23 protein-coding genes, 1 tRNA gene and 1 riboswitch are annotated in these 21,191 nt (G+C 57.2%); of the genes, 16 read left to right on the top strand and 8 right to left on the bottom strand.

What is annotated here, in order from left to right; all coding sequences use genetic code 11:
• Positions 1 to 60: 60 nt before the first annotated feature.
• The 3 genes from G6N80_RS18385 to G6N80_RS18375 all read left to right on the top strand — a co-directional run bounded on the left by G6N80_RS18385 (position 61) and on the right by G6N80_RS18375 (position 3,108).
• Positions 61 to 1,014: a GAF domain-containing protein gene (locus G6N80_RS18385; protein ID WP_165135902.1), complete on the top strand. Its 954-nt coding sequence runs from the start codon at positions 61 to 63 to the stop codon at positions 1,012 to 1,014.
• A 134-nt stretch (positions 1,015 to 1,148) separates the two neighbouring features.
• Positions 1,149 to 2,657: an aldehyde dehydrogenase gene (adh, locus tag G6N80_RS18380; protein WP_062554437.1), complete on the top strand. Its 1,509-nt coding sequence runs from the start codon at positions 1,149 to 1,151 to the stop codon at positions 2,655 to 2,657.
• A gap of 94 nt (positions 2,658 to 2,751) precedes the next feature.
• Positions 2,752 to 3,108: a DUF779 domain-containing protein gene (locus G6N80_RS18375; RefSeq protein WP_062554436.1), complete on the top strand. Its 357-nt coding sequence runs from the start codon at positions 2,752 to 2,754 to the stop codon at positions 3,106 to 3,108.
• Between the two features lie 19 nt (positions 3,109 to 3,127).
• Here the strand turns inward: G6N80_RS18375 and G6N80_RS18370 are convergent, their stop codons facing one another.
• A complete protein-coding gene (locus G6N80_RS18370; RefSeq protein ID WP_062554435.1) occupies positions 3,128 to 3,451 on the bottom strand; it encodes a hypothetical protein in 324 nt (107 codons plus the stop codon).
• A 480-nt stretch (positions 3,452 to 3,931) separates the two neighbouring features.
• On the opposite strand from G6N80_RS18370, the gene G6N80_RS18365 reads away from it, so the two are divergent.
• Complete coding sequence (locus G6N80_RS18365) at positions 3,932 to 4,330, top strand: hypothetical protein (protein ID WP_165135899.1); 399 nt, start codon at positions 3,932 to 3,934, stop codon at positions 4,328 to 4,330.
• A 204-nt stretch (positions 4,331 to 4,534) separates the two neighbouring features.
• On the opposite strand, the gene G6N80_RS18360 is transcribed toward G6N80_RS18365, so the two are convergent.
• Positions 4,535 to 4,619 (bottom strand) — tRNA-Leu (locus G6N80_RS18360).
• 189 nt (positions 4,620 to 4,808) lie between these two features.
• Here G6N80_RS18360 and lipB point away from each other — a divergent pair.
• The 8 genes from lipB to sugE all read left to right on the top strand — a co-directional run bounded on the left by lipB (position 4,809) and on the right by sugE (position 10,649).
• On the top strand, positions 4,809 to 5,531 hold the full coding sequence (gene lipB / locus G6N80_RS18355) for a lipoyl(octanoyl) transferase LipB (RefSeq protein ID WP_165135896.1): 723 nt from the start codon (positions 4,809 to 4,811) through the stop codon (positions 5,529 to 5,531).
• Positions 5,532 to 5,599: 68 nt separating this feature from the next.
• Positions 5,600 to 6,523, top strand: coding sequence for a DMT family transporter (locus G6N80_RS18350; protein ID WP_165135893.1), 924 nt, complete (start codon positions 5,600 to 5,602; stop codon positions 6,521 to 6,523).
• A 115-nt stretch (positions 6,524 to 6,638) separates the two neighbouring features.
• Complete coding sequence (locus tag G6N80_RS18345) at positions 6,639 to 7,766, top strand: S-(hydroxymethyl)glutathione dehydrogenase/class III alcohol dehydrogenase (protein WP_062554431.1); 1,128 nt, start codon at positions 6,639 to 6,641, stop codon at positions 7,764 to 7,766.
• Entirely contained in the window at positions 7,766 to 8,224 is a 459-nt protein-coding gene (locus G6N80_RS18340; RefSeq protein ID WP_062554795.1) for a GNAT family N-acetyltransferase, read from the top strand. Before G6N80_RS18345 ends, G6N80_RS18340 begins: the two co-directional genes overlap by 1 nt.
• Complete coding sequence (locus G6N80_RS18335) at positions 8,221 to 8,679, top strand: YaiI/YqxD family protein (protein WP_165135890.1); 459 nt, start codon at positions 8,221 to 8,223, stop codon at positions 8,677 to 8,679. The genes G6N80_RS18340 and G6N80_RS18335 overlap by 4 nt, the downstream gene beginning before the upstream one ends.
• Positions 8,676 to 9,350: a DUF1345 domain-containing protein gene (locus tag G6N80_RS18330; protein ID WP_062554429.1), complete on the top strand. Its 675-nt coding sequence runs from the start codon at positions 8,676 to 8,678 to the stop codon at positions 9,348 to 9,350. The genes G6N80_RS18335 and G6N80_RS18330 overlap by 4 nt, the downstream gene beginning before the upstream one ends.
• A gap of 21 nt (positions 9,351 to 9,371) precedes the next feature.
• Entirely contained in the window at positions 9,372 to 10,205 is an 834-nt protein-coding gene (gene fghA, locus G6N80_RS18325; RefSeq protein ID WP_062554428.1) for an S-formylglutathione hydrolase, read from the top strand.
• Positions 10,206 to 10,334: 129 nt separating this feature from the next.
• Positions 10,335 to 10,649, top strand: coding sequence for a quaternary ammonium compound efflux SMR transporter SugE (sugE, locus tag G6N80_RS18320; RefSeq protein ID WP_062554427.1), 315 nt, complete (start codon positions 10,335 to 10,337; stop codon positions 10,647 to 10,649).
• A 76-nt stretch (positions 10,650 to 10,725) separates the two neighbouring features.
• Here sugE and G6N80_RS18315 read toward each other — a convergent pair whose 3' ends face one another.
• The 6 genes from G6N80_RS18315 to crcB form a co-directional block, all read right to left on the bottom strand.
• The gene (locus tag G6N80_RS18315; RefSeq protein ID WP_200958459.1) at positions 10,726 to 12,045 is read right to left on the bottom strand and encodes an alpha/beta hydrolase family protein; all 1,320 of its coding nucleotides are present in this window, start codon (positions 12,043 to 12,045) and stop codon (positions 10,726 to 10,728) included.
• A gap of 106 nt (positions 12,046 to 12,151) precedes the next feature.
• Positions 12,152 to 12,649, bottom strand: a complete 498-nt coding sequence (locus G6N80_RS18310; protein WP_062554426.1) for a hypothetical protein — start codon at positions 12,647 to 12,649, stop codon at positions 12,152 to 12,154.
• A 65-nt stretch (positions 12,650 to 12,714) separates the two neighbouring features.
• Entirely contained in the window at positions 12,715 to 13,497 is a 783-nt protein-coding gene (locus G6N80_RS18305; RefSeq protein ID WP_062554425.1) for an ATP12 family chaperone protein, read from the bottom strand.
• 12 nt (positions 13,498 to 13,509) lie between these two features.
• A complete protein-coding gene (locus G6N80_RS18300) occupies positions 13,510 to 14,163 on the bottom strand; it encodes an HAD-IA family hydrolase (RefSeq protein ID WP_062554793.1) in 654 nt (217 codons plus the stop codon).
• Position 14,164: 1 nt separating this feature from the next.
• Positions 14,165 to 15,160, bottom strand: coding sequence for an RluA family pseudouridine synthase (locus G6N80_RS18295; protein ID WP_062554424.1), 996 nt, complete (start codon positions 15,158 to 15,160; stop codon positions 14,165 to 14,167).
• Positions 15,161 to 15,516: 356 nt separating this feature from the next.
• Positions 15,517 to 15,894 (bottom strand): fluoride efflux transporter CrcB, encoded by a 378-nt coding sequence (gene crcB, locus G6N80_RS18290; RefSeq protein WP_062554423.1) that lies wholly within the window; start codon positions 15,892 to 15,894, stop codon positions 15,517 to 15,519.
• Between the two features lie 98 nt (positions 15,895 to 15,992).
• Here crcB and G6N80_RS18285 point away from each other — a divergent pair, with 98 nt between their 5' ends.
• The 4 genes from G6N80_RS18285 (at position 15,993) to gcvP (ending at position 21,066) form a co-directional block, all read left to right on the top strand.
• On the top strand, positions 15,993 to 16,277 hold the full coding sequence (locus tag G6N80_RS18285) for a hypothetical protein (protein ID WP_156379147.1): 285 nt from the start codon (positions 15,993 to 15,995) through the stop codon (positions 16,275 to 16,277).
• A gap of 164 nt (positions 16,278 to 16,441) precedes the next feature.
• Positions 16,442 to 16,529: riboswitch (glycine riboswitch) on the top strand.
• Positions 16,530 to 16,683: 154 nt separating this feature from the next.
• A complete protein-coding gene (gcvT, locus tag G6N80_RS18280; RefSeq protein ID WP_062554421.1) occupies positions 16,684 to 17,820 on the top strand; it encodes a glycine cleavage system aminomethyltransferase GcvT in 1,137 nt (378 codons plus the stop codon).
• Between the two features lie 19 nt (positions 17,821 to 17,839).
• Positions 17,840 to 18,202, top strand: coding sequence for a glycine cleavage system protein GcvH (gcvH, locus tag G6N80_RS18275; RefSeq protein WP_137133961.1), 363 nt, complete (start codon positions 17,840 to 17,842; stop codon positions 18,200 to 18,202).
• Positions 18,202 to 21,066, top strand: coding sequence for an aminomethyl-transferring glycine dehydrogenase (gene gcvP / locus G6N80_RS18270; RefSeq protein ID WP_165135887.1), 2,865 nt, complete (start codon positions 18,202 to 18,204; stop codon positions 21,064 to 21,066). The genes gcvH and gcvP overlap by 1 nt, the downstream gene beginning before the upstream one ends.
• Positions 21,067 to 21,191 lie beyond the last annotated feature (125 nt).

Below are 21,191 nucleotides of genomic sequence, written 5' to 3'. Positions count from 1 at the left end.
GGGAATTGCGTTGAGATGAAAAGACGCGCACATTAGGCGTGCATTTGATTGGAGGAGCAGATGCGGCATACTGTTGCACACGCTGATCAGGTCTATGCATCCGCGCAGTCGACTGCTGCGGGGTCAACGGTTGTTGCCTCCTGGCGCCGCTGCATGACAATGCACAAGCTGGCACCGGAACAGGCAAGGCTTCCCGACAGGCTTACAGAGGTGGAGTTTCGCCGCGCACGCGACCGCGCCTCACCTCTGGTCGAAAGTTCCACTGATGAAATCGATCGCCTGTTTCAAACCGTCGGCAAGGCCGGTTGCTGCCTCCTCCTGACGGATCAGGACGGAGTAGCGCTGGAGCGTCGGGGGACGCGCGGCGACGACAAGGATTTTCATCAACTCGGGTTATGGACCGGATCGATCTGGTCCGAGGCCAGTGTCGGTACAAACGGTATCGGCACAGCGCTCGCCGAAGAACGATCTGTTGCGATCATCCGTGACCAGCACTTTCTGTCTTCCAACATTGCGCTGAGTTGCACCACCTCGCCCATTCGCGATCATCTCGGTCGCTTGTGCGGCGCGCTGGATGTATCGACCTGCCGCGAAGACATGGACGCCATTACGTTGAACATCCTTCAGCAGACGGTTCGCGACTCGGCAATCCGCATTGAACTCAATCTTTTTCGGAGAGCCTATGCCGGGGCACGCTTCATATTGGTGCCAACCGAAACTGGGGCCAATTCCGCGCTCCTTGCCGTTGATCGGAACGACCTCGTGCTGGGCGCGACGAGATCCGCCCGCGCTGCGCTGAGGTTGACGGACGAGCGCATTTGCGCCGGAGTTCCGGCTGCGGACCTGCTTCAGGATGGAACTGGTCCAGATAACGAGGATCTGCAGCAGGCTGAGCGTGCAGCCCTCAAGCGTGCCCTTTTGCGCGCGAGCGGCAATGTTTCCCAGGCGGCGATTTCTCTTGGAATGAGCCGGGCAACGCTTCACCGCAAGATGAAGAAGCTCAACCTCAACTGAACACGCTTCGACTGTCTCAAACTTGCGACAGTGTGCACTGCGGAACCTTACTCCCCATCTTTGAACGCGTCTTCAACGGGCGCACAGTCTCCTCACCGGTTCGGAGGAACCAGTTCAATCCATGGGAGGATGACATGCTGCACCAGAAAATCGTCGAGTCACCGTTCAAGCTGAAATACGGCAACTACATTGGCGGCGAATGGCGCGAGCCGATCAATGGCCGCTACTTCGACAACATCACACCTGTCACCGGCGGCAAGCTGTGCGAGATCGCCCGCTCGGATGAGCATGATGTCAATGCGGCGCTGGACGCCGCCCATGCTGCCAAGGACAAATGGGGCCGCACCTCTACGACGGAACGTTCCAACATCCTGATGAAAATTGCCCAGCGAATGGAAGACAAGCTGGAGGTGCTGGCGCAGGCGGAGACCTGGGACAACGGCAAGCCCATTCGGGAAACCATGGCCGCCGATATTCCACTGGCAATCGATCATTTCCGGTATTTTGCGGCCTGCATTCGGGCACAGGAAGGTTCTATCGGCGAGGTCGACCACGATACTGTCGCTTACCATTTCCATGAGCCGCTTGGCGTGGTTGGCCAGATCATACCCTGGAACTTTCCGATCCTGATGGCGGCCTGGAAGCTCGCCCCTGCCCTTGCCGCCGGCAACTGCGTGGTGCTGAAGCCCGCCGAGCAGACGCCCGCCTCCATTCTGGTCTGGGCGGAAATCGTGGGAGACCTGCTGCCACCGGGCGTCCTCAACATCGTCAATGGTTTTGGCCTCGAAGCAGGCAAGCCTCTTGCCACCAGCCCGCGGATTGCGAAGATCGCCTTCACGGGTGAAACGACAACCGGCAAGCTGATCATGCAGTATGCCAGCCAGAACCTCATTCCGGTCACGCTGGAACTCGGCGGAAAATCGCCGAACATCTTCTTCGCAGATGTGATGGCAGAGGATGATGATTATCTGGACAAGGCGCTTGAAGGCTTTGCGATGTTCGCGCTCAACCAAGGCGAAGTCTGCACCTGCCCAAGCCGCGCACTGGTGCATGAATCCATCTATGATCGCTTCATGGAACGGGCAATCAAGAGGGTTGAACTGATCAAGCAGGGCAACCCGCTCGATCCGGCAACCATGATTGGCGCCCAGGCCTCCGGTGAACAGTTGGAGAAGATCCTTTCCTATCTTGATATCGGGCGCCAGGAAGGTGCCGAAGTGCTCACTGGCGGCGCGCGCAACAATCTCGGAGGCGAGCTTGCCAACGGCTATTACGTGCAGCCGACAATCTTCCGCGGACACAACAAGATGCGAATATTCCAGGAAGAAATCTTTGGCCCCGTGGTTTCCGTCACCACGTTCAAGAATGATCAGGAAGCCCTGGAGATTGCGAATGACACGCTCTACGGTCTGGGTGCTGGCGTCTGGACGCGTGACGGCAACCGCGCCTATCGCTTTGGCCGTGAGATCCAGGCGGGTCGCGTGTGGACCAATTGCTACCATGCCTATCCGGCCCACGCGGCATTCGGTGGCTACAAGCAATCCGGCATCGGGCGCGAAACGCACAAGATGATGCTGGATCATTACCAGCAGACCAAGAACATGCTGGTCAGCTATAGCCCTAAAGCGCTCGGCTTCTTCTGATAGTCGCCCAACTATCGGACGACGAGGGCTCCCGTTCCCCGATCGGGGGCCTTCTGATTACTGGAGCGATTCAGTCATTGATGAGGACGAGAGTATGGATCAACCAATTGATGAACCGCGCGTAACGGCGACAGAACCTGCACTCCAGCTCATCCGTGAGATTCAGAAGGATTATCCGGATATTCTGTTTCACCAGTCCGCTGGATGCTGCGATGGCTCTTCTCCCATGTGTTATCCCACGACCGAATACCGCGTTGGCGAGACGGATGTAAAACTGGGAGAGATCGGCGGCGTACCGGTTTACATCAGCGGCAGCCAGTTCGAAGTGTGGAAACATACCCAACTGATTATCGACGTCGTTCCCGGTCGCGGCGGCATGTTCTCTCTCGACAATGGGCGAGAGAAACGTTTCCTGACCCGCTCACGTCTATTCCGACAGGAAACTTCCTGAACAAGGCGAGGCGCTCAGTCTATTTTTTCGTCACGAGGCAAACGATGCTTGCGGAGATCGCATGATCGTTGATCTCATCAGCGTTTTCTGAAGACGGCGCGAATGTGCGTAGCGTGTCGCGAGACACCTGATCCTCATTGACCAACCGCAACATCAGATAGAACAACCTGGATTTCGGATCTTCACCGATCTCCAGAAAATCATCCTCACATGCAGAAGCGATCGTGCGCTCCACCAGGGCGTGCTGCTCCGATTCGAGCGGCGTGAAGCACTTCGACCACCTCAGCAGGATCAATCGAAGGTCGGGATTAAGATCCGCATACTGTGCTTTTGAAAACGGCATCGCTTTCCTCCTTGAAACAGGCGGAAGCGATTAAGGCTCACAGCCGTCAGCGCCCGGGATGTAATAGCTGACGATGTATCATCTTAACCCTTGCGGTTCGGCTTGTCACCGTGCGCCACCGTACGGACGATTTCGCCTCAGATCGTGCAAGACGTTTCAATGCGGTAGCCCGCATCGGAACAATATTTTCCACCGATTTTGGCGCCTGTGGGAAAGTGTGTTTTCCGGCTTGAAAAGCCGCGAAGGCTTCGATGGAAATCTGCATGAACCATGGCCTCCTGAAGCGTGCACTGCTTCAAGTTCCTCGGGAAATGGATGGATTCACATAAGTTGAGGATTGGTTTCTCTTGCTTCGCATGCCAAAAGACGAGCGGACGCGACCGCCGTTATCTTTAGAACGGGGTCGGGCGACCGATTGACGTCACGTTGCTGCCGCGAGATCACGCTGGCCGTCCGCTTGGTTCAATTGAAGGTTTCAGGATGACCATATCTGTACAGAAGACCATTCCTGCATCACGGATGCGTCAGTTCAACCAGATGGTCGATCGATGGCTGGAAGAGGGACCGATCAAGCTGGCCACGAATGCGACTATCACCGCGCTGGACAATGCTGGTATTCCGAAGGATGAACAGGTCGCGATCATTGAAGATCGCAATATCATCATGAAGCACAATATGCGCCTTGGACTGATCAGCGAGGTGTTTGCCAAGTCACTCGAAGCCGCTGTTCATTCGTTTCGATCAGGAAGTGAAGCGCAGGACGAAATCGCGCGCTTGATTGTGACTGCGGTTGGAATCCGCCAGCAAGACGACAGCGAGCTGGTCACGTTTGTGTTTCTCACGCAAAGTGAAGCCGACGCATTCGATGCAGCGCCGTGACCGTAGCGCCTGAGCTAAAAGGCTAATCTAGCGACAGTTCGGAAGCCAAGACAAGCGAGGCCTATACCCGCCGCGTAGAACGGTGGAACCTTGCAAAGCAGGCACTTGGAAAGCTGGATTGCAAAAGTGAACAGGACGACGCCAAAAATCATTGTCCCATAAACGAGAAAAAGCGCTGATAAATCAGCGCTTTTCTCAAGTACTTGGTGCGGTCGAGAAGACTCGAACTTCCACGGGTTGCCCCACAGCGACCTCAACGCTGCGCGTCTACCAATTCCGCCACGACCGCATCGTGGTAGGCCTTCTTGCGTCGGCGAGGGAGCATCTAGCAAAGCGTTTTGGCCCGCGCAAGAGCGCCGTGACAGTTTTTTGAAAGATAAATTTCTCGAAACAATCCCCATATGTGGAGGAGCCCGCATTTGCAGGGTTTTACGCCTGTGGATATAAGCGGGCATCATCGAAAAAAGAGAACCATGCCATGCTGACGCGCACCGATCTTGAGGTTTCCATGCTGCCGAAGGAGGGCTCCCCGCCCGTCCGCTGGAGAATCTCTGATGATCTTGTGCCTTACGACCATGCGCTTGCGGTCATGGAACGCGAGGTAGCGGAGATTGCTGATGGCAAAGCGGACGAGCTTGTCTGGCTTCTGGAGCATCCGCCGCTCTACACAGCAGGCACGAGTGCAGATTCGGCTGACCTGATCGAACCGGACCGCTTTCCCGTGTTCGCGACAGGCCGCGGAGGTGAATACACGTATCACGGACCTGGCCAGCGCGTGGCCTATGTCATGCTTGACCTCAAGCGCAGGCGCCAAGATGTGCGTGGTTATGTCGCCGCACTGGAAGAGGTGATCATTCGAACCCTAGATTCCATGAATGTTCGCGGCGAGCGCCGTGAGGATCGCGTCGGCGTTTGGGTTCGCAGGCCGGAAAAACCGCTCTTGCCAGATGGATCCATAGCCGAGGACAAGATTGCAGCACTTGGTATCCGGCTGCGGCGCTGGGTCAGCTTTCATGGTCTCTCGCTCAATGTAGATCCAGACCTCTCGCACTTTTCAGGCATAGTGCCCTGCGGAATTTCCGCCTACGGCGTCACCAGCCTCATGGATCTCGGCCTGCCGATCTTGATGACGGACGTCGATGTCAGGCTGCGGCAGGCATTCGAGGATGTGTTTGGACCAACGGCACGGGAAATGGTCTGAGTGAGCAGACGAGGCGCTTGACGTAAGGTGAGTCCCTGTGATTGATGTCGAACATAGGGAGAACACTCATGCATAGCGCGAGCGCAAGCACCGACCGTACCGTACCGGGAATGGCGCTCATGGCTTTCTGCATGATCGTGCTTCCGATGATGGATGCCATCGCAAAATACATGGCGACATTCGAAACCATGTCGCCCGGCCAAGTGACGTTCTATCGTTTTTTCTTCCAGCTTGTTGTTCTGGCACCGCTTTTCTTCTGGAGTGTTGGCAGCTTCCGTAACGTCAAGCGGCCATGGATGAACCTGCTGCGCGGTGCGCTTCATGCAGCCGCCAGCCTGCTGTTCTTCACCGCTGTCAAATACATGCCTTTGGCAGACGTATTCGCCATCTATTTTGTCGAGCCCTTCCTGCTGACGATTATGTCTGCAATCTTTCTCGGCGAACGCGTCGGCTGGCGCAGATGGCTGGCAATCCTTGTCGGCTTTGCCGGTGCGATGATCGTCATCCAGCCGAGCTACGCTATCTTTGGCCCCACCTCTCTTCTGCCGATTGCCTGCGCCGCCCTTTTCACGCTCTATCTCTTTCTCAATCGCGCGCTTGGCGACGCCGACTCACCGCTGACAATGCAGATGATGTCCGGCCTGGGCGGTACACTCTTCATGGGCGTAATCCTGGTTATCGGGCATCTGGCGGGCCAGACAGATTTTGCAATGTCCCTGCCCTCGTCGACCCTTGGGCTTACATTGCTTGTCATACTGGGGTCGCTGTCCGGCTACGTTCATCTGCTCGTGGTTCGCGCGTTCCGGATGGCGTCCCTGTCTCTTCTGGCACCGTTTCAGTATTTCGAGATCATTTCCGCAACTGTGCTGGGCTATTTGCTGTTTTCCGATTTCCCCACGCCATCAAAGTGGCTGGGTATTGCAATCATTGTCGCGTCCGGGCTGTTTATCATCTGGCGAGAACAGGTCGCGCGGGCGCGCTTGGAGGCCTGATCGTAAATTCACACGCACAGAGTTTCGGCCGTCAATGAATGTCGCACTGAAGACTTGAGCCTCTGAGCCGGGCATGTAACAAGCGTGATGAATCAAGAATGTAGGGAGATTAAAGATGGATGTACGTGCAGCCGTTGCCGTTCAGGCTGGCAAGCCCCTTGAAGTCATGACCGTTCAGCTTGAAGGCCCGCGCGCTGGAGAGGTTCTGATCGAGGTCAAGGCAACAGGAATCTGCCACACGGATGATTTCACGTTGTCCGGTGCCGATCCCGAAGGTCTCTTCCCGGCAATCCTCGGCCATGAGGGCGCTGGCATTGTTGTTGATGTCGGACCGGGCGTAACGTCGGTGAAGAAAGGCGACCACGTCATTCCGCTTTACACGCCGGAATGCCGCGAATGCTATTCCTGTCTTTCCCGCAAGACCAACCTCTGCACGGCGATCCGCTCCACGCAAGGGCAAGGCCTCATGCCGGATGGCACAAGCCGCTTCTCCATCGGCAAGGACAAGATCCATCATTACATGGGTTGCTCCACCTTCGCGAATTTCACGGTCCTGCCGGAAATTGCTGTCGCTAAAGTCAACCCAGACGCTCCTTTCGACAAGATCTGCTACATCGGCTGCGGCGTGACGACAGGCATTGGCGCTGTCATCAACACAGCCAAGGTGGAGATTGGCTCGACGGCAATCGTCTTCGGTCTCGGCGGTATCGGCCTCAACGTCCTGCAGGGGCTGCGTCTGGCCGGCGCGGACATGATCATCGGCGTTGACATCAACCCGGACCGCAAGGCCTGGGGTGAGAAGTTCGGCATGACGCATTTCGTAAACCCGAAGGAAGTCGGCGATGACATCGTGCCCTACCTCGTCAACATGACGAAGCGGAACGGCGATCTGATCGGTGGTGCAGACTACACCTTCGACTGCACGGGCAACACCAAGGTCATGCGTCAGGCACTGGAATCCTCGCACCGCGGCTGGGGCAAGTCCATCATCATCGGCGTGGCGGGAGCGGGCCAGGAGATCTCGACGCGCCCCTTCCAGCTTGTGACCGGACGTAACTGGATGGGCACGGCCTTTGGCGGCGCACGCGGACGAACCGATGTTCCAAAGATCGTTGACTGGTACATGGACGGAAAGATCCAGATCGACCCGATGATCACGCACACCATGCCGCTTGAGGATATCAACCAGGGCTTCGAGTTGATGCACAAGGGCGAAAGCATTCGCGGCGTGGTGGTTTATTGATCAGCCACCCCTCCTACGCAGTGGACGTGCGGAGCCTTGATGAATTCTCCGCACGCGAACTCTATGCTCTGTTGAAACTGCGCGTCGACGTTTTCGTCGTCGAGCAGGCATGCGCCTATGAAGAGCTGGATGGCAATGACGACGGAGCACTGCATCTGCGCGTAATGCAGGGCAGTGACCTGATGGCAGCTGCGCGGATTCTCCCGCCGGTGGACGGGAAGAACCCGCGGATCGGCCGGGTCGTGGTATCCCCGCATCATCGCGGCAAACGCTTGGGCGAGGCTGTGATGAGGGAGGCTTTGGCGGTCTGCGCCGATCGTTTCCCGGGTATTGACGTGGAGATTTCCGCACAAAGCCATCTCCAGCACTTCTACGGCGCCCTTGGTTTCGCGGTGATCTCGGAAGAATATGTCGAGGATGGTATTCCCCACGTCGATATGGTGAGGTCTTCATCATGATCTATGTCGATGCTGATGCCTGTCCGGTGAAGCCCGAGATCCTCAAAGTTGCGGAACGCTTCGGGGTGGAGGTCACGTTCGTCGCAAATTCCGGGCTTAGACCCTCGCGCGACCCGATGATCAAGAACGTCATTGTCTCCGGTAAATTCGATGCTGCGGACGACTGGATAGCGGAACGGGCCGGAACCGGCGACGTCGTGGTGACTGCAGATGTGCCGCTGGCTGTTCGCTGCGTCGCCAATGGCGCGCAGGTCACGGGGCCGACTGGCCGGATTTTCGATGAGACAAATATCGGCATGGCGAGCGCCATGCGGGACCTCGGTGCGCATTTGCGGGAGACCGGGGAAAGCAAAGGCTATAACGCGGCCTTCACTCAAAAGGACCGCTCCGCGTTTCTCTCCGCCTTGGATGTTCTCTGCCGCCGGGCAATGCGCGCGGATGGATCTGCGGGATGACAAGCGGGACACCGAGAGTGAAGCTGAAATGGCGTAGCCGCCGCTACAGCCCGTTCTACGGTGCGGGATTGGCCGGGCTTGCTGCCGTGCCGTTGTTTGCTTACTTCGCCCCGAATCTCCTCATTGAAGGTGCGGCGGTCACCTTTTTCCTGATCTATCTGGGCATTATGGGCCGTCGAATTCCGCACCTCACCGTAGAGCGTTACAAAAACAGCCGGGAGCGCGATGATGCGCCCGCCTACGCCATCATACTCGTCACGATTCTGGCCGTCGTCGCGGCAATCGGAGCATTGTTCAATGCGCTCAATCGGGGTTCGCATGTGAGTAGTTTCGAGATTGCGCTTGCCTTCCTGTCCGTCATCGGCGGCTGGCTGACGCTTCATACAATGTTTGCGTCGCACTATGCGCATCATTTTTGGCGGCATGTCACTGGGCCGGACGGCGTTCGCAAGGTCCAGGGTGGGCTCTCATTTCCCGAGACGGAAGAACCGGCCGGTCTGGATTTCCTCTATTTCTCCTTCGTCATTGGCATGACGGCGCAAACATCGGACGTTGCAATCACGACGACTGCGATGCGGCGTATCAATCTCTCCCATTCTCTGACAGCCTTCTTTTTCAATACGGTGCTGGTGGCGGCAACAGTCAATGCCGCCGTCGCATTGGCAGGCTGACACCGCGCAAGGACATAAGAAATGAAAGTCATCTCCCAGAATACAGCGTTTGGCGGCATGCAGGGCGTTTTCCAGCATCAGTCGGAAGCGTGCAATTGTGAAATGACCTTTGCCGTTTTCGTGCCTCCGCAGGCCATCACCGAGAAGAGACCGGTACTCTGGTTCCTGTCCGGCCTGACCTGCACCCATGCCAACGTCATGGAAAAGGGAGAATATCGGCGGCTGGCGGCTGAACTCGGGCTGATCATCGTGTGCCCCGATACCAGTCCAAGGGGCAATGACGTCCCGGACGAGCTGACGAATTGGCAGATGGGTAAAGGCGCAGGCTTTTACCTGGATGCAACAGAAATGCCGTGGTCTGAACATTACCGGATGTATACCTACATCACCGAGGAACTGCCGGCCCTGATCAGCGAGCACTTCCGGGCAGACATGACACGTCAAGGCATGTTCGGCCACTCGATGGGCGGCCATGGCGCAATGACGATCGCGCTGAAGAACCCTGATCGCTTCAAGAGCTGCTCGGCATTCGCCCCCATCGTGGAGCCATCCACTGCGGATTGGTCTGCACCCGCCTTGGAAAAATATCTCGGCTCGGACAAAGCCAACTGGCGCGCCTATGATGCATGCGCCCTCGTTCAGGATGGAGCCCGTTTTCCGGAATTCCTGATTGATCAGGGTAAGGCTGACAGTTTTCTGGAAAACGGATTGCGTCCCTGGCTCTTTGAGGACGCCATTCAGGGCACAGGAATCGGCCTGACCTTGCGCATGCACGAACGCTATGATCACTCCTACTATTTCATTTCGACCTTTATGAATGATCATCTGCGGTGGCACGCCGAGCGGCTCGGATAAAATTCAGCAGGTCTTGAAATAGGTCAGGTCACACACTACCTCCTGGCTTGCGCAGACGACTGCGTATGCTTTTCCTCTCGAAGCATGGTGAACCGGCGGGGACGACCTCGCTCTCAAAAGGAGCGATACATGCCCTGGATATACCTGTTCCTCGCCGGCGTGCTCGAAGTTGGTTGGGCCATTGGCCTGAAATACACTGACGGCTTTACGCGCCCTCTCCCCACAATCCTGACTGTCTTGTCCATGGTTGCAAGCGTTGGCCTGCTTGGGCTCGCCGTTCGCGACTTGCCCATTGGCACAGCCTATGCAGTCTGGACAGGGATAGGCACGGTGGGCGCCGTAACACTGGGCATGGTTTTGTTTGGTGATCCGGCGACAGTGGCCCGCATAGCCTGCATTGGCCTGATCCTGATCGGCATTGCCGGATTGAAGCTCACCAGTTGACGCAAAAGGAAGCGGAGATCGAACCCGTCGACCTCCGCTTCGTTGCTCATGCACATATCGATAGCAAGATTGGAAATCAGTCCGGCTTGCGGTGCTCCAGCTTCAATCCCTTAGCGGTCCGGTTCTTGAAACCGGCCCAGTAAGTGTGATCCGGCTTGAACCCACCGCCCTGTTGCGCCGACCACACGCCTTTCTCGGCGTCCTCTACCAGATCCAGATAGCGCACCTTGTCCTGGTCGCCTTTCAGCTTGAGATCGAACCAGACCGAAGCGAAATGTTGCGCGATGTTATTCATGCGCACCGTATCCCACACCGGATCGGCGTAGTGATCGAAGGGTGCATATCCCAACGTCTCACTAACCTTCCAGCTTTCAGCGGGTGCAGGCATGGGCGCCGCGGCATTGTGGTTCGCATTGTCGAATGTGAGCAGGTAACGGTCTACCGGCATTTTCGCTTCGAAGATCTTGCGGATACCCTTCTGATAGTCGGAAACGTCATCAACACTGCCAGCCATGAAAAAGAGCGGAACCTTGATTTCAGCAAGCCCCGCTGCATCCCACATTCCACGCTGCATGCCCCAGGGAGCAATGGCTAGGATTGCCTTGAACCGCTGATCGAAAAGCTGACGATGCGTCTCCGAGCCTGCCTTATGGATGGCAAGCAAACTGTTCGGCGCGCTCCAATCAGCTGTCACGGCGCCGTCGGAAACGCCCGCCCCTGCGGTGATGACTGCACCATATGCGCCCATGGAATAACCAATGAGGCCCGTGGTTGATGTATCGACCAGTCCGGAGAGAAAACTGTTGCTAGATGTCTCCTGTCTCGAAATCTCGTCCAGAACGAATTTCTGGTCCAGCGGACGGTTGACCAGCGTGCTGCCGAAGGGTCCGCGGTCAGCATATGTACTGTCCGTATGGTCGATCGATGCAACGACATAACCTTTGCTGGCGAGATTCTCCGCAAGCGGGCTCAGCAGCATCCTGTTGCCCGGATAGCCATGCGAAATGATGATCAGAGGATATTTCGGCTCCGGCTTCAGGGGTTCTGCATCGCGAACCGCCCTGCCCTTCAACGTCACTTCCGTCTTGCCATCACGAAGAAGCGTTCGGTACTCCCCGCCCATCTGGTCGGTCTTTGCAGGATACCAGACTTCAAGCGTCAGTGGCCTGTCATATCGCGGCGGCTCCTTGCCCGCTTCCGCCTTGGCGACATTGATCTGGTTGGGGTTGGTGAGGTTCAGCGTTCGCACACCAACCGGTGCGGTTCCATAGGCCGCCAGTTCTGGCGCGTCCGGTCGGATCTGGTCAATCCTGTTTTCCGCCCTGTTTTCCGCAATGGCCGGTCCAGATCCCATCATCCCAACAATGCACGCCCCTGCCAGGAGGTTAAACTTCATCACCATCTCCTCCAAACGATTTAAAAAGGAATCATGCTCACAACCCGGCCATCAAAACCGAAGCTGCTTCATTTAGAAAGATAGCATGTGACGATTGGATGAATTCTCAGAACCGTGGAAACAGGGCGGTGGCAAGGGTTGAGGGTCCTGTCTCCTGAAGACGAAACTCGAACGAGATGCGATCGGCGATCCGCCTCGCCAAAGCCACGTCGCCATACTCTGGATGAAGGGAAAATGAGGAGACGCTGAAAACTCCGGCCGCGATCTTTTCACCATTACCGACTGCTGTAGCGTCAACGGAAACATCGGCGCTGAAACGACCACCGACGATGTATTCCTGTCGTTTTACCTCGATGATCCGGACAGTCAGAACGGCTCGAGGAAGCAAAGTTGCTCGAAATGTCGCGCGTATGGCTTCATCTACAAGCCGGTCGGTTTCCGTTACAAGTCGCCGGGATACGGTGGGTGGAGCGCTGACAAATGCACCACGGACATCGTAGAGCACAGCCATTTCCGGAGGGCGATCTCCCGGCGCAAGCCGAAAGCTGCTGAGGGTCAGCCAGGCCAGCAAAAGCAACAAAACTCGGACAAAAGCGCTGTTCATGGACCACCGGAACAATTTGTCCGATGGTCTCAGAACAGGGTTAGGTTTCGGTTAAATTCGTCCGATCAGGAGCGCAGAGATCGAAATACCGCAACCGCCGCCTGCAGTTCCTGGTAACGCTTGGAGCGTCTCGCTTCAGCCTCCGCATCGACGCCCCAATGTTCATTGGTCCAATCCTCATCGAGATGAGCAAGTTTCCACGCCTCATCCATTCCGATGAAACCTCTGGCAAAGGCCAAAGCCAGCATGGCGGAACCAGTGAGAGATGTGATTGTGTGGAGCGCGGCGAGGTCCAAAGGGGTCGAGAAGGGTCTGAGCGCATCGGCAAAGGCCGCGATAGCGTCATCTGGCTGTTCCTGCGGCATGATCCCTTCTATCAGGATGAAGCGTGCACCAACTTCGCTGGCCAGCCACTCCATGACAGGATCCCATTCTGCAGTCTGCCGAGCGACAAGTTCCACGGGACCATCTGCACGGTAGCACAGCAGATCGCCGCCGGAGAAGCGAACGATTTCATCGAACACCGCCTGCATCTCAAGCGAAACACCATCAATCGCAGTGTTGACCAGACGCGTGACCGGCATGGTGGATGGATCGACGGTCTCGCTCTGCGCATCCCATTCGGATTGAAGCAAGGCGGCCAACGCCTCCGTCGGAACCTTGAGGGGATGCTTTGCAGGCGTCTTGATCGCTTTCCCGTCGAGCAGGACGGCAAACTCTTCACCGTCCAAGCTCACGGAGACCTCTTTGTAGAAGCGCTTTGGAAGCGGCTTCTGCATTTGAATCTGCGCACGACGGGTAGGATCTGGATGGCTAAGACCATCTGGAAGATCAAAGAGTTCTCTCATTTTCGGGCTTCCTCAGCCAATCAGTCTCAAAAGGTCGTCTGGTGTCCGGGCAATCGCGTCCGCACCGGCGGAAAGCAAATCGGCAACTGAGGCATAGCCCCAGGAAACGCCAATCGCTGTGGCGCCAGCCGCTTTCGCCATCTGCATATCGTAGATGGCATCGCCGATAACAAGTGTACGAGAGGGTGGGATCCCGCTTTCATCGCAGCATTCGGTGACCATTGCCGGATGCGGCTTTGAGGGACAATCGTCTGCTGTCCGGCTCACCGTGAACAGTTTGCCGAATTGATGCGTCTGAACGATCATGTTCAAGCCACGGCGCGATTTGCCCGTTACCGCGCCGATAAGCAATTGCTCGCGAGCCTCAAGCGAGGTCAGAACCTCCCGGATCCCGTCGAAAAGCGGCTCTTCGAACCCGAGTTCGGAACGCGTCTGCAGGAAGATGGATTTGTAATAGGCCATCATGCCGACGGCTTCTTCATCGGCATGGGCTTTGCCTTGCAGCCGCGCGATTGCGATATCGAGCGTCAATCCAATGATGGACTTCGTTTGCTCCAGCGTCGGCGCCGCATACTGAAAATGGGTGAAGGTTCGAACCATCACCTCGTGAATCAGCTTCGCGCTATCGACAAGCGTCCCATCGCAATCGAAAAGAACGAGACGCAGATCACTCATCGTCATCAATTGCGCCATCCGCCTGATCGAAACCGAGCAGGTTCCAACTCTGCACCATGTGGGGAGGCAGCGGCGCCGTCACACGCAGGCGCCCGCCCGAAGGATGCGGAATGTCGATGTGGCGTGCGTGGAGATGCAAACGCTTCTGCACACCACCCGGGAAATCCCAGTTCGGGTCGTCCTCGAAATACTTCGGATCGCCAATGATAGGGTGGCCGATATGAAGCGCGTGAACACGCAACTGGTGCGTACGGCCTGTATAGGGCTCCATCTCGAGCCACGACAGTCTTTGCGCGGCAGTATCGATCACGCGGTAGTAGGAAACAGCGTGATCGGCCCCCTCTTCCCCGTGCTTGGCAATGCGCATACGGTCGCCATCGGGGGTCTGCTCCTTGACGAGCCAGGTGGAAATCTTGTCCTCGCGCTTGCGTGGAAGCCCTTTGACCAGCGACCAATAGGTTTTCTTTGTATCGCGCTCACGAAAAGCCGCAGTCAGCTTTTGGGCTGCGCCGCGTGTGCGCGCGATCACCAGAACACCGGACGTATCCCTGTCGAGGCGGTGTACCAGACGTGGCTTCTCGCCCTTCTGGCTCACCCAGGCTTCCAGCATCTTGTCGATATGCCTGGCGACACCGGAACCGCCCTGGACGGCCAGACCGGCAGGCTTGTTCAGCACAAAGACCTTGTCGTCCTCATGCAGCAGCATCCGCGCCAGCAACTGGGCATCATCACCGTGCTTGAGATCCTTGCCGCCAATCGGGCCGCTCTTGATCTTGGGATCCACATCCATCGGTGGAACGCGCACCATCTGTCCCGGCTGAACACGGGTGTCGGATTTGACCCGGCCGCCATCCACACGGATCTGTCCCGATCGCAGCAGCTTTTGAAGCGCTCCGAACCCCAGACCCGGGTAGTGGATCTTGAACCATCTATCGAGGCGCATGCCCGCCTCGTCCGCGTCTACGCGGATATGCTCGATGCCAGCCATCGAACCTCTTTCCTGAAACCTGTTTATCAAGGTTCAGCCTTTAGATGATTTCACCTCCGATTGGAAAGGGTCAGTTGGGAAATACAGGTTAGGGTCAAAACTCAATCGGGATTTGGAGCGTGGTATGGCAGAAAATCGTTCAGTTATAGAAGCGAAGCCGCCGGTGGATCCAATATCCATCAAGGATTCGCGACGCAGAAATGAGCGATTTTCGCCATATCCCTGCGGAACGCGGCAGATTTTCTCTGCGAAGGCGTCGAAAAGGCTTTGTGGAGTGGCGCTCCACGGCAGCCTCTTCTCCTGCTCGCCAACAAAATCCGCTCGCGCCACGCCCGAAACCTGATTGAGTTTTGACCCTAGAGCAGCGCGCGACCGACAGCAAAACCGGCAAAAGTTGCCATGAGCGAAACAACGACGCTGGAAAATACGTAGATCACGGCCGATGAAACGGCACCCTTTTCGATCAGCGCAACAGTATCGAGGGAGAACGACGAAAACGTCGTGAACCCGCCAAGAATGCCAACGACAAGCAGCAGCCGCATTTCCAAAGAGGCATCGAAGCGCCGCGCAACCAACTCCGTCAGCAAACCGATTGCGAACGACCCGACAATATTGACAGTGATTGTGCCCCAGGGAAAAGCAGGGCCCATCAGCCTCGTCATGAGGATGCCGGTGAGATAGCGACAAACAGAACCGAAGGCGCCGCCTACGGCCACGAGAACTATGTTCAGCATTTTTGTTCCAGATGAGTTGAAAGTCCGGATGTCTACAATTCTAGGAAACGACTTAAGCTTCCTTGAGGTCGGTGACGATATACTCATGGAAACTAGACGTGGATATGGCCATGACACAAGTCCTCTCAATTTCCGCCGCAACAGCCGCTTACGCCATGGAGGCAGCGAAGCCGGCTCGCAGGATCTCGACAAAAGATCAGGTGCGCGATGTGAAAAACGATGCGGAAACCAACGAGATTGCTAAAGCTGGTAGTGCAGAGAAGGCGGAAGCAGTGGCGCTCATACCTCCGCTTGCACTGAGTCTCGGTGATACCATGCAGCGAAACGCCGAAAGCTTCCCAAGTCTGCAGGATGTCAGCAAGGCGTATGAGGAAACCGAGTAAGCCGGTCGCTCTCTAGGCTCTTCCTGTCTTCCGTTATTTCAGGATCTCGGCTTGTAATAGCCGAAGCGATTAAGTCCGTACCCGCAGTTAGGCTGCGCGACAAATTTCGTGTCCATTGCGACATTTGCTACTTGCCAACTGGCATCCTGCTCTCATAATGACGGCACATCTCGTTGGGAGAAACCGCTTCGATGCGGCGCCGAAGGAGCAACCGCCCCGGAAACTCTCAGGCAAAAGGACCAGCGAGACCTACAGAACTCTGGAGAGAAGCCTTTTCTACGCGAAGGGCTCGCCGAAGGGATAACAATCTCAGGCGCAAAGGACAGAGGGGGCTCTTTGAAAGGCGCTGTTTTGGCGTCAGTAACTGAGCCCGTGCGGCCAAGCCGCACCTGATCTGGAGGCGTTCTTGACCGATAGCGGCCCACTGTCCACTACCCCACTCCATGCACTTCACATCTCGCTCGGCGCACGCATGGTGCCGTTCGCGGGATACGACATGCCGGTTCAATATCCGGCAGGCGTTTTAAAGGAACACCTTCATACGCGCGCAAAAGCTGGCCTTTTCGACGTCTCTCACATGGGCCAGGTGCTGGTGAAGGCAGCCTCGGGCGCCGTTGCCGATGCAGCCCTCGCACTGGAAAAGCTCGTTCCGGTCGATATTCTGGGCCTGAAGGAAGGTCGCCAGCGTTATGGTTTCTTCACGGATGACAACGGCGGAATACTGGATGATCTGATGATCACCAATCGCGGCGATCACCTGCTTGTCGTGGTAAATGCGGCCTGCAAGGAAGCCGATGTCGCTCACATGAAGGCGCATCTTTCCGGCTGTTCTGTAACGCTGCTCGAAGATCGTGCCCTGATCGCGCTTCAAGGCCCGGCAGCGGAAGCCGTTCTCGCCTCACTCGCTCCCGAAGTCGCCGCCATGAAGTTCATGGACGTCCGCGATGTGACTTTGGTGGGTGCTGACTGCATCGTTTCCCGTTCTGGCTATTCGGGCGAAGACGGGTACGAAATCTCCGTTCCTTCGGACAAAGCCGAAGAATTGGCCAAGGCATTGCTGGCCCATGAAGATTGCGAAGCCATCGGTCTCGGTGCGCGCGATTCTCTGCGCCTCGAAGCGGGTTTGTGCCTCTACGGCAACGACATCGACACGACCACGTCACCGATCGAGGCTTCATTGGAATGGGCCATCCAGAAGGCACGTCGCGCTGGTGGCGAACGTGAAGGCGGCTTCCCGGGCGCCGGACGCATTCTCGGCGAGTTGGCGAACAAGACAAGCCGCCGCCGCGTCGGCCTGAAGCCCGAGGGCAAGGCACCGGTGCGCGCCCATGCCAAGCTTTTTGCGGATGCTGAAGGCCAGCGCGAAATCGGCGAAGTGACATCCGGGACCTTCGGTCCTTCTGTCGAAGGCCCCGTTGCCATGGGTTACGTGCCGAGCGAACTCGCGGTGCCCGGCCAACAGGTGTTTGCGGAAGTTCGAGGCAAATACCTGCCGCTGACGGTCGCGTCCCTGCCGTTTATTACCCCTACCTACAAACGCTAAAAAACTTCCGGAGAGAACCATGTTGAAATTTACCGCTGAACACGAATGGCTGAAGCTTGATGGCGATGTTGCAACTGTTGGCATCACGCAGCACGCTGCAGACCAGCTCGGTGATCTCGTATTTGTGGAACTGCCGGAAGTCGGCAGCACATTCGCCAAGAACGGCGAAGCCGCAACGGTCGAGAGCGTGAAAGCTGCGTCCGACGTGTATTGTCCCCTCGACGGCGAGATCGTCGAGATCAATGAGGCGATCACCTCCGACCCATCGCTGGTCAATTCCGATCCGCAGGGCGCAGGCTGGTTCTTCAAGCTGAAGCTCAGCAATGTTGCCGACGCCAATGATCTTCTGGACGAAGCGGCCTATAAGGAGCTGGTTGGCTAATGTCTGACACCCGCGATTTCCATTTCACCGACTATCAGCCCTATGATTTCGCCAATCGGCGGCACATTGGTCCCTCTCCTTCCGAAATGAAGGAAATGCTGAAGGTTATCGGTTATCCGTCGCTAGACGCCCTGATCGACGCAACAGTGCCATCCTCCATTCGCCAGCGCGAGCCGCTGGCATGGGGTGCGGCTCTGACCGAACGCGAGGCCCTGGATCGTCTGCGTGAGACCGCAAACAAGAACCAGCCCCTGACGTCGCTGATTGGACAGGGCTACTATGGTACGATCACGCCTCCGGTCATCCAGCGCAATATTCTGGAAAACCCTGCCTGGTACACGGCCTATACGCCCTACCAGCCAGAGATCTCGCAGGGCCGCCTGGAAGCCCTTCTGAACTTCCAGACCATGATCTGCGACCTGACAGGTCTCGATGTCGCCAATGCTTCGCTTCTCGATGAAGCAACCGCAGCCGCTGAAGCCATGGCGCTCTGCCAGCGTCAGGCGAAATCCAAGGCAACAGCCTTTTTCGTGGATGCGGCCTGCCATCCGCAGACGATCGCATTGATTGAAACCCGCGCGGCGCCGCTTGGCTGGAAGGTCATCATTGGAAATCCGTTTACGGATCTCGATCCTGTCGATGTGTTTGGCGCGATTTTCCAGTATCCGGGTACACACGGTCATGCGCAGGATTTCTCCGGTCTGATCGCCCGCCTGCACCAGACTGGTGCCGTGGCAGCCATGGCGTCCGACCTGCTGGCGCTGACACTCCTCAAGTCTCCAGGCGAAATGGGTGCGGACATCGCAATCGGTTCGTCCCAGCGCTTCGGCGTTCCCATGGGTTATGGTGGTCCGCACGCAGCCTTCATGGCTGTGAAGGATGCGCACAAGCGCTCCATGCCGGGTCGTCTCGTTGGCGTCTCAGTCGATGCGCGCGGCAACCGGGCTTATCGTCTGTCGCTGCAAACGCGCGAGCAGCATATTCGCCGCGAAAAAGCGACGTCAAACATCTGCACCGCGCAGGTGCTTCTCGCTGTCATGGCTTCCATGTACGGCGTATTCCACGGACCCGAAGGTCTGAAGGCCATCGCCCAGCAGGTTCACAGAAAAGCTGTGCTGATGGCCAAGGGCCTGGAAAAGCTCGGCTATATGGTAGAGCCTGACGCATTCTTCGATACGATCACCGTTGAGGTCGGGCATATGCAGGGCCTCATCCTGCGCGCCGCCGTTGCCGAAGGCGTCAACCTTCGCAAGGTCGGCACAACCAAGATCGGCATGTCACTGGATGAGCGCACGCGTCCCGCAACGCTGGAAGCGGTCTGGCGTGCCTTCGGCGGCAATTTCGCTGTCTCGGATTTCGAAGCAGATTACCGTCTTCCGAAGGATCTGCTGCGGACATCGGCCTACATGACGCATCCGATCTTCCACATGAACCGTGCTGAAAGCGAAATGACGCGCTACATCCGCCGTCTTTCGGATCGCGATCTGGCGCTCGATCGTGCAATGATCCCGCTTGGCTCGTGCACGATGAAGCTGAATGCCACGGCCGAAATGCTGCCGATCACCTGGCCGGAATTCTCCGACATGCATCCTTTCGCCCCGGTCGAACAGGCCGCCGGCTATAAGGAAATGATCGAGGATCTGTCTGCCAAGCTTTGCCAGATCACCGGCTACGACGCTTTCTCCATGCAGCCAAATTCCGGTGCGCAGGGTGAGTATGCTGGCCTGCTAACAATCCGCAACTACCACATCGCCTGCGGTGATACGCATCGTGATGTCTGCCTGATCCCCACCTCGGCGCACGGAACCAACCCCGCCTCGGCGCAGATGGTGGGCATGAAGGTGGTGCCGGTAAAGGCGAAGGAAAACGGCGACGTCGATCTTGATGATTTCCGCGCCAAGGCTGAACAGTACGCGTCCAGCCTTTCCGCCTGCATGATCACCTACCCGTCCACGCACGGTGTGTTTGAGGAAACTGTTCGGGAAATCTGCGAGATTACCCATCAGCATGGCGGCCAGGTCTATCTCGATGGCGCGAACATGAATGCCATGGTCGGCCTCTCCCGCCCAGGCGATATCGGCTCTGACGTATCGCACCTCAACCTGCACAAGACCTTCTGCATTCCGCATGGCGGCGGCGGACCCGGCATGGGACCCATTGGCGTCAAGTCGCATCTGGCACCCTATCTTCCGGGACACCCGGAATGGGACGGACGCGAAGGTGCGGTCTCGGCTGCACCATTCGGATCTCCATCCATTCTGCCGATCAGCTGGTCTTACTGCCTGATGATGGGCGGCGAAGGCCTGACGCAGGCAACGAAGGTGGCAATCCTGAATGCCAACTATATCGCTTCCCGTCTCGCCGGTAGCTATGATGTGCTGTACAAGTCTGCATCCGGCCGGGTTGCGCATGAATGCATCATCGACACACGCCCATTGAGCGCTTCAGCCGGTGTCACTGTCGATGACATCGCGAAGCGCCTCGTCGATTGCGGCTTCCATGCACCGACCATGAGCTGGCCGGTTGCAGGAACCCTGATGATCGAGCCGACCGAGTCGGAAACAAAGGCGGAGATCGATCGCTTCTGCGATGCGATGCTGGCGATCCGCGAGGAAGCGCGCCAGATCGAAGAGGGCAAGATGGATCGGGAAAACAACCCGCTCAAGAATGCACCGCATACGGTCGAGGATCTGGTCGGCGAGTGGAACCGTCCTTACTCGCGCGAGCAGGCCTGCTTCCCTCCGGGTTCTTTCCGCGTGGACAAGTACTGGTCTCCCGTCAACCGTATCGACAACGTCTACGGTGACCGTAACCTCGTCTGCACCTGCCCTCCAATGGAGGAATATGCAGAGGCTGCGGAGTAACTAAAAAACCCGCTCCCGGTTCTCTGACCGGGAGCGGAATGCCAATGCCGGCATGCCGATCTTCAGCAAGCCGTCAGTATCGGTTGCTAGCCATTCTCCGGGGCAATACCGAACGGAGAATTTCA

The organism is Rhizobium rhizoryzae (assembly GCF_011046895.1).
In the GTDB taxonomy this organism is placed as follows: domain Bacteria; phylum Pseudomonadota; class Alphaproteobacteria; order Rhizobiales; family Rhizobiaceae; genus Neorhizobium; species Neorhizobium rhizoryzae.
The sequence above is the reverse complement of the archived record's forward strand: the minus strand, read 5'-3'. Positions and strand labels throughout refer to the sequence as shown.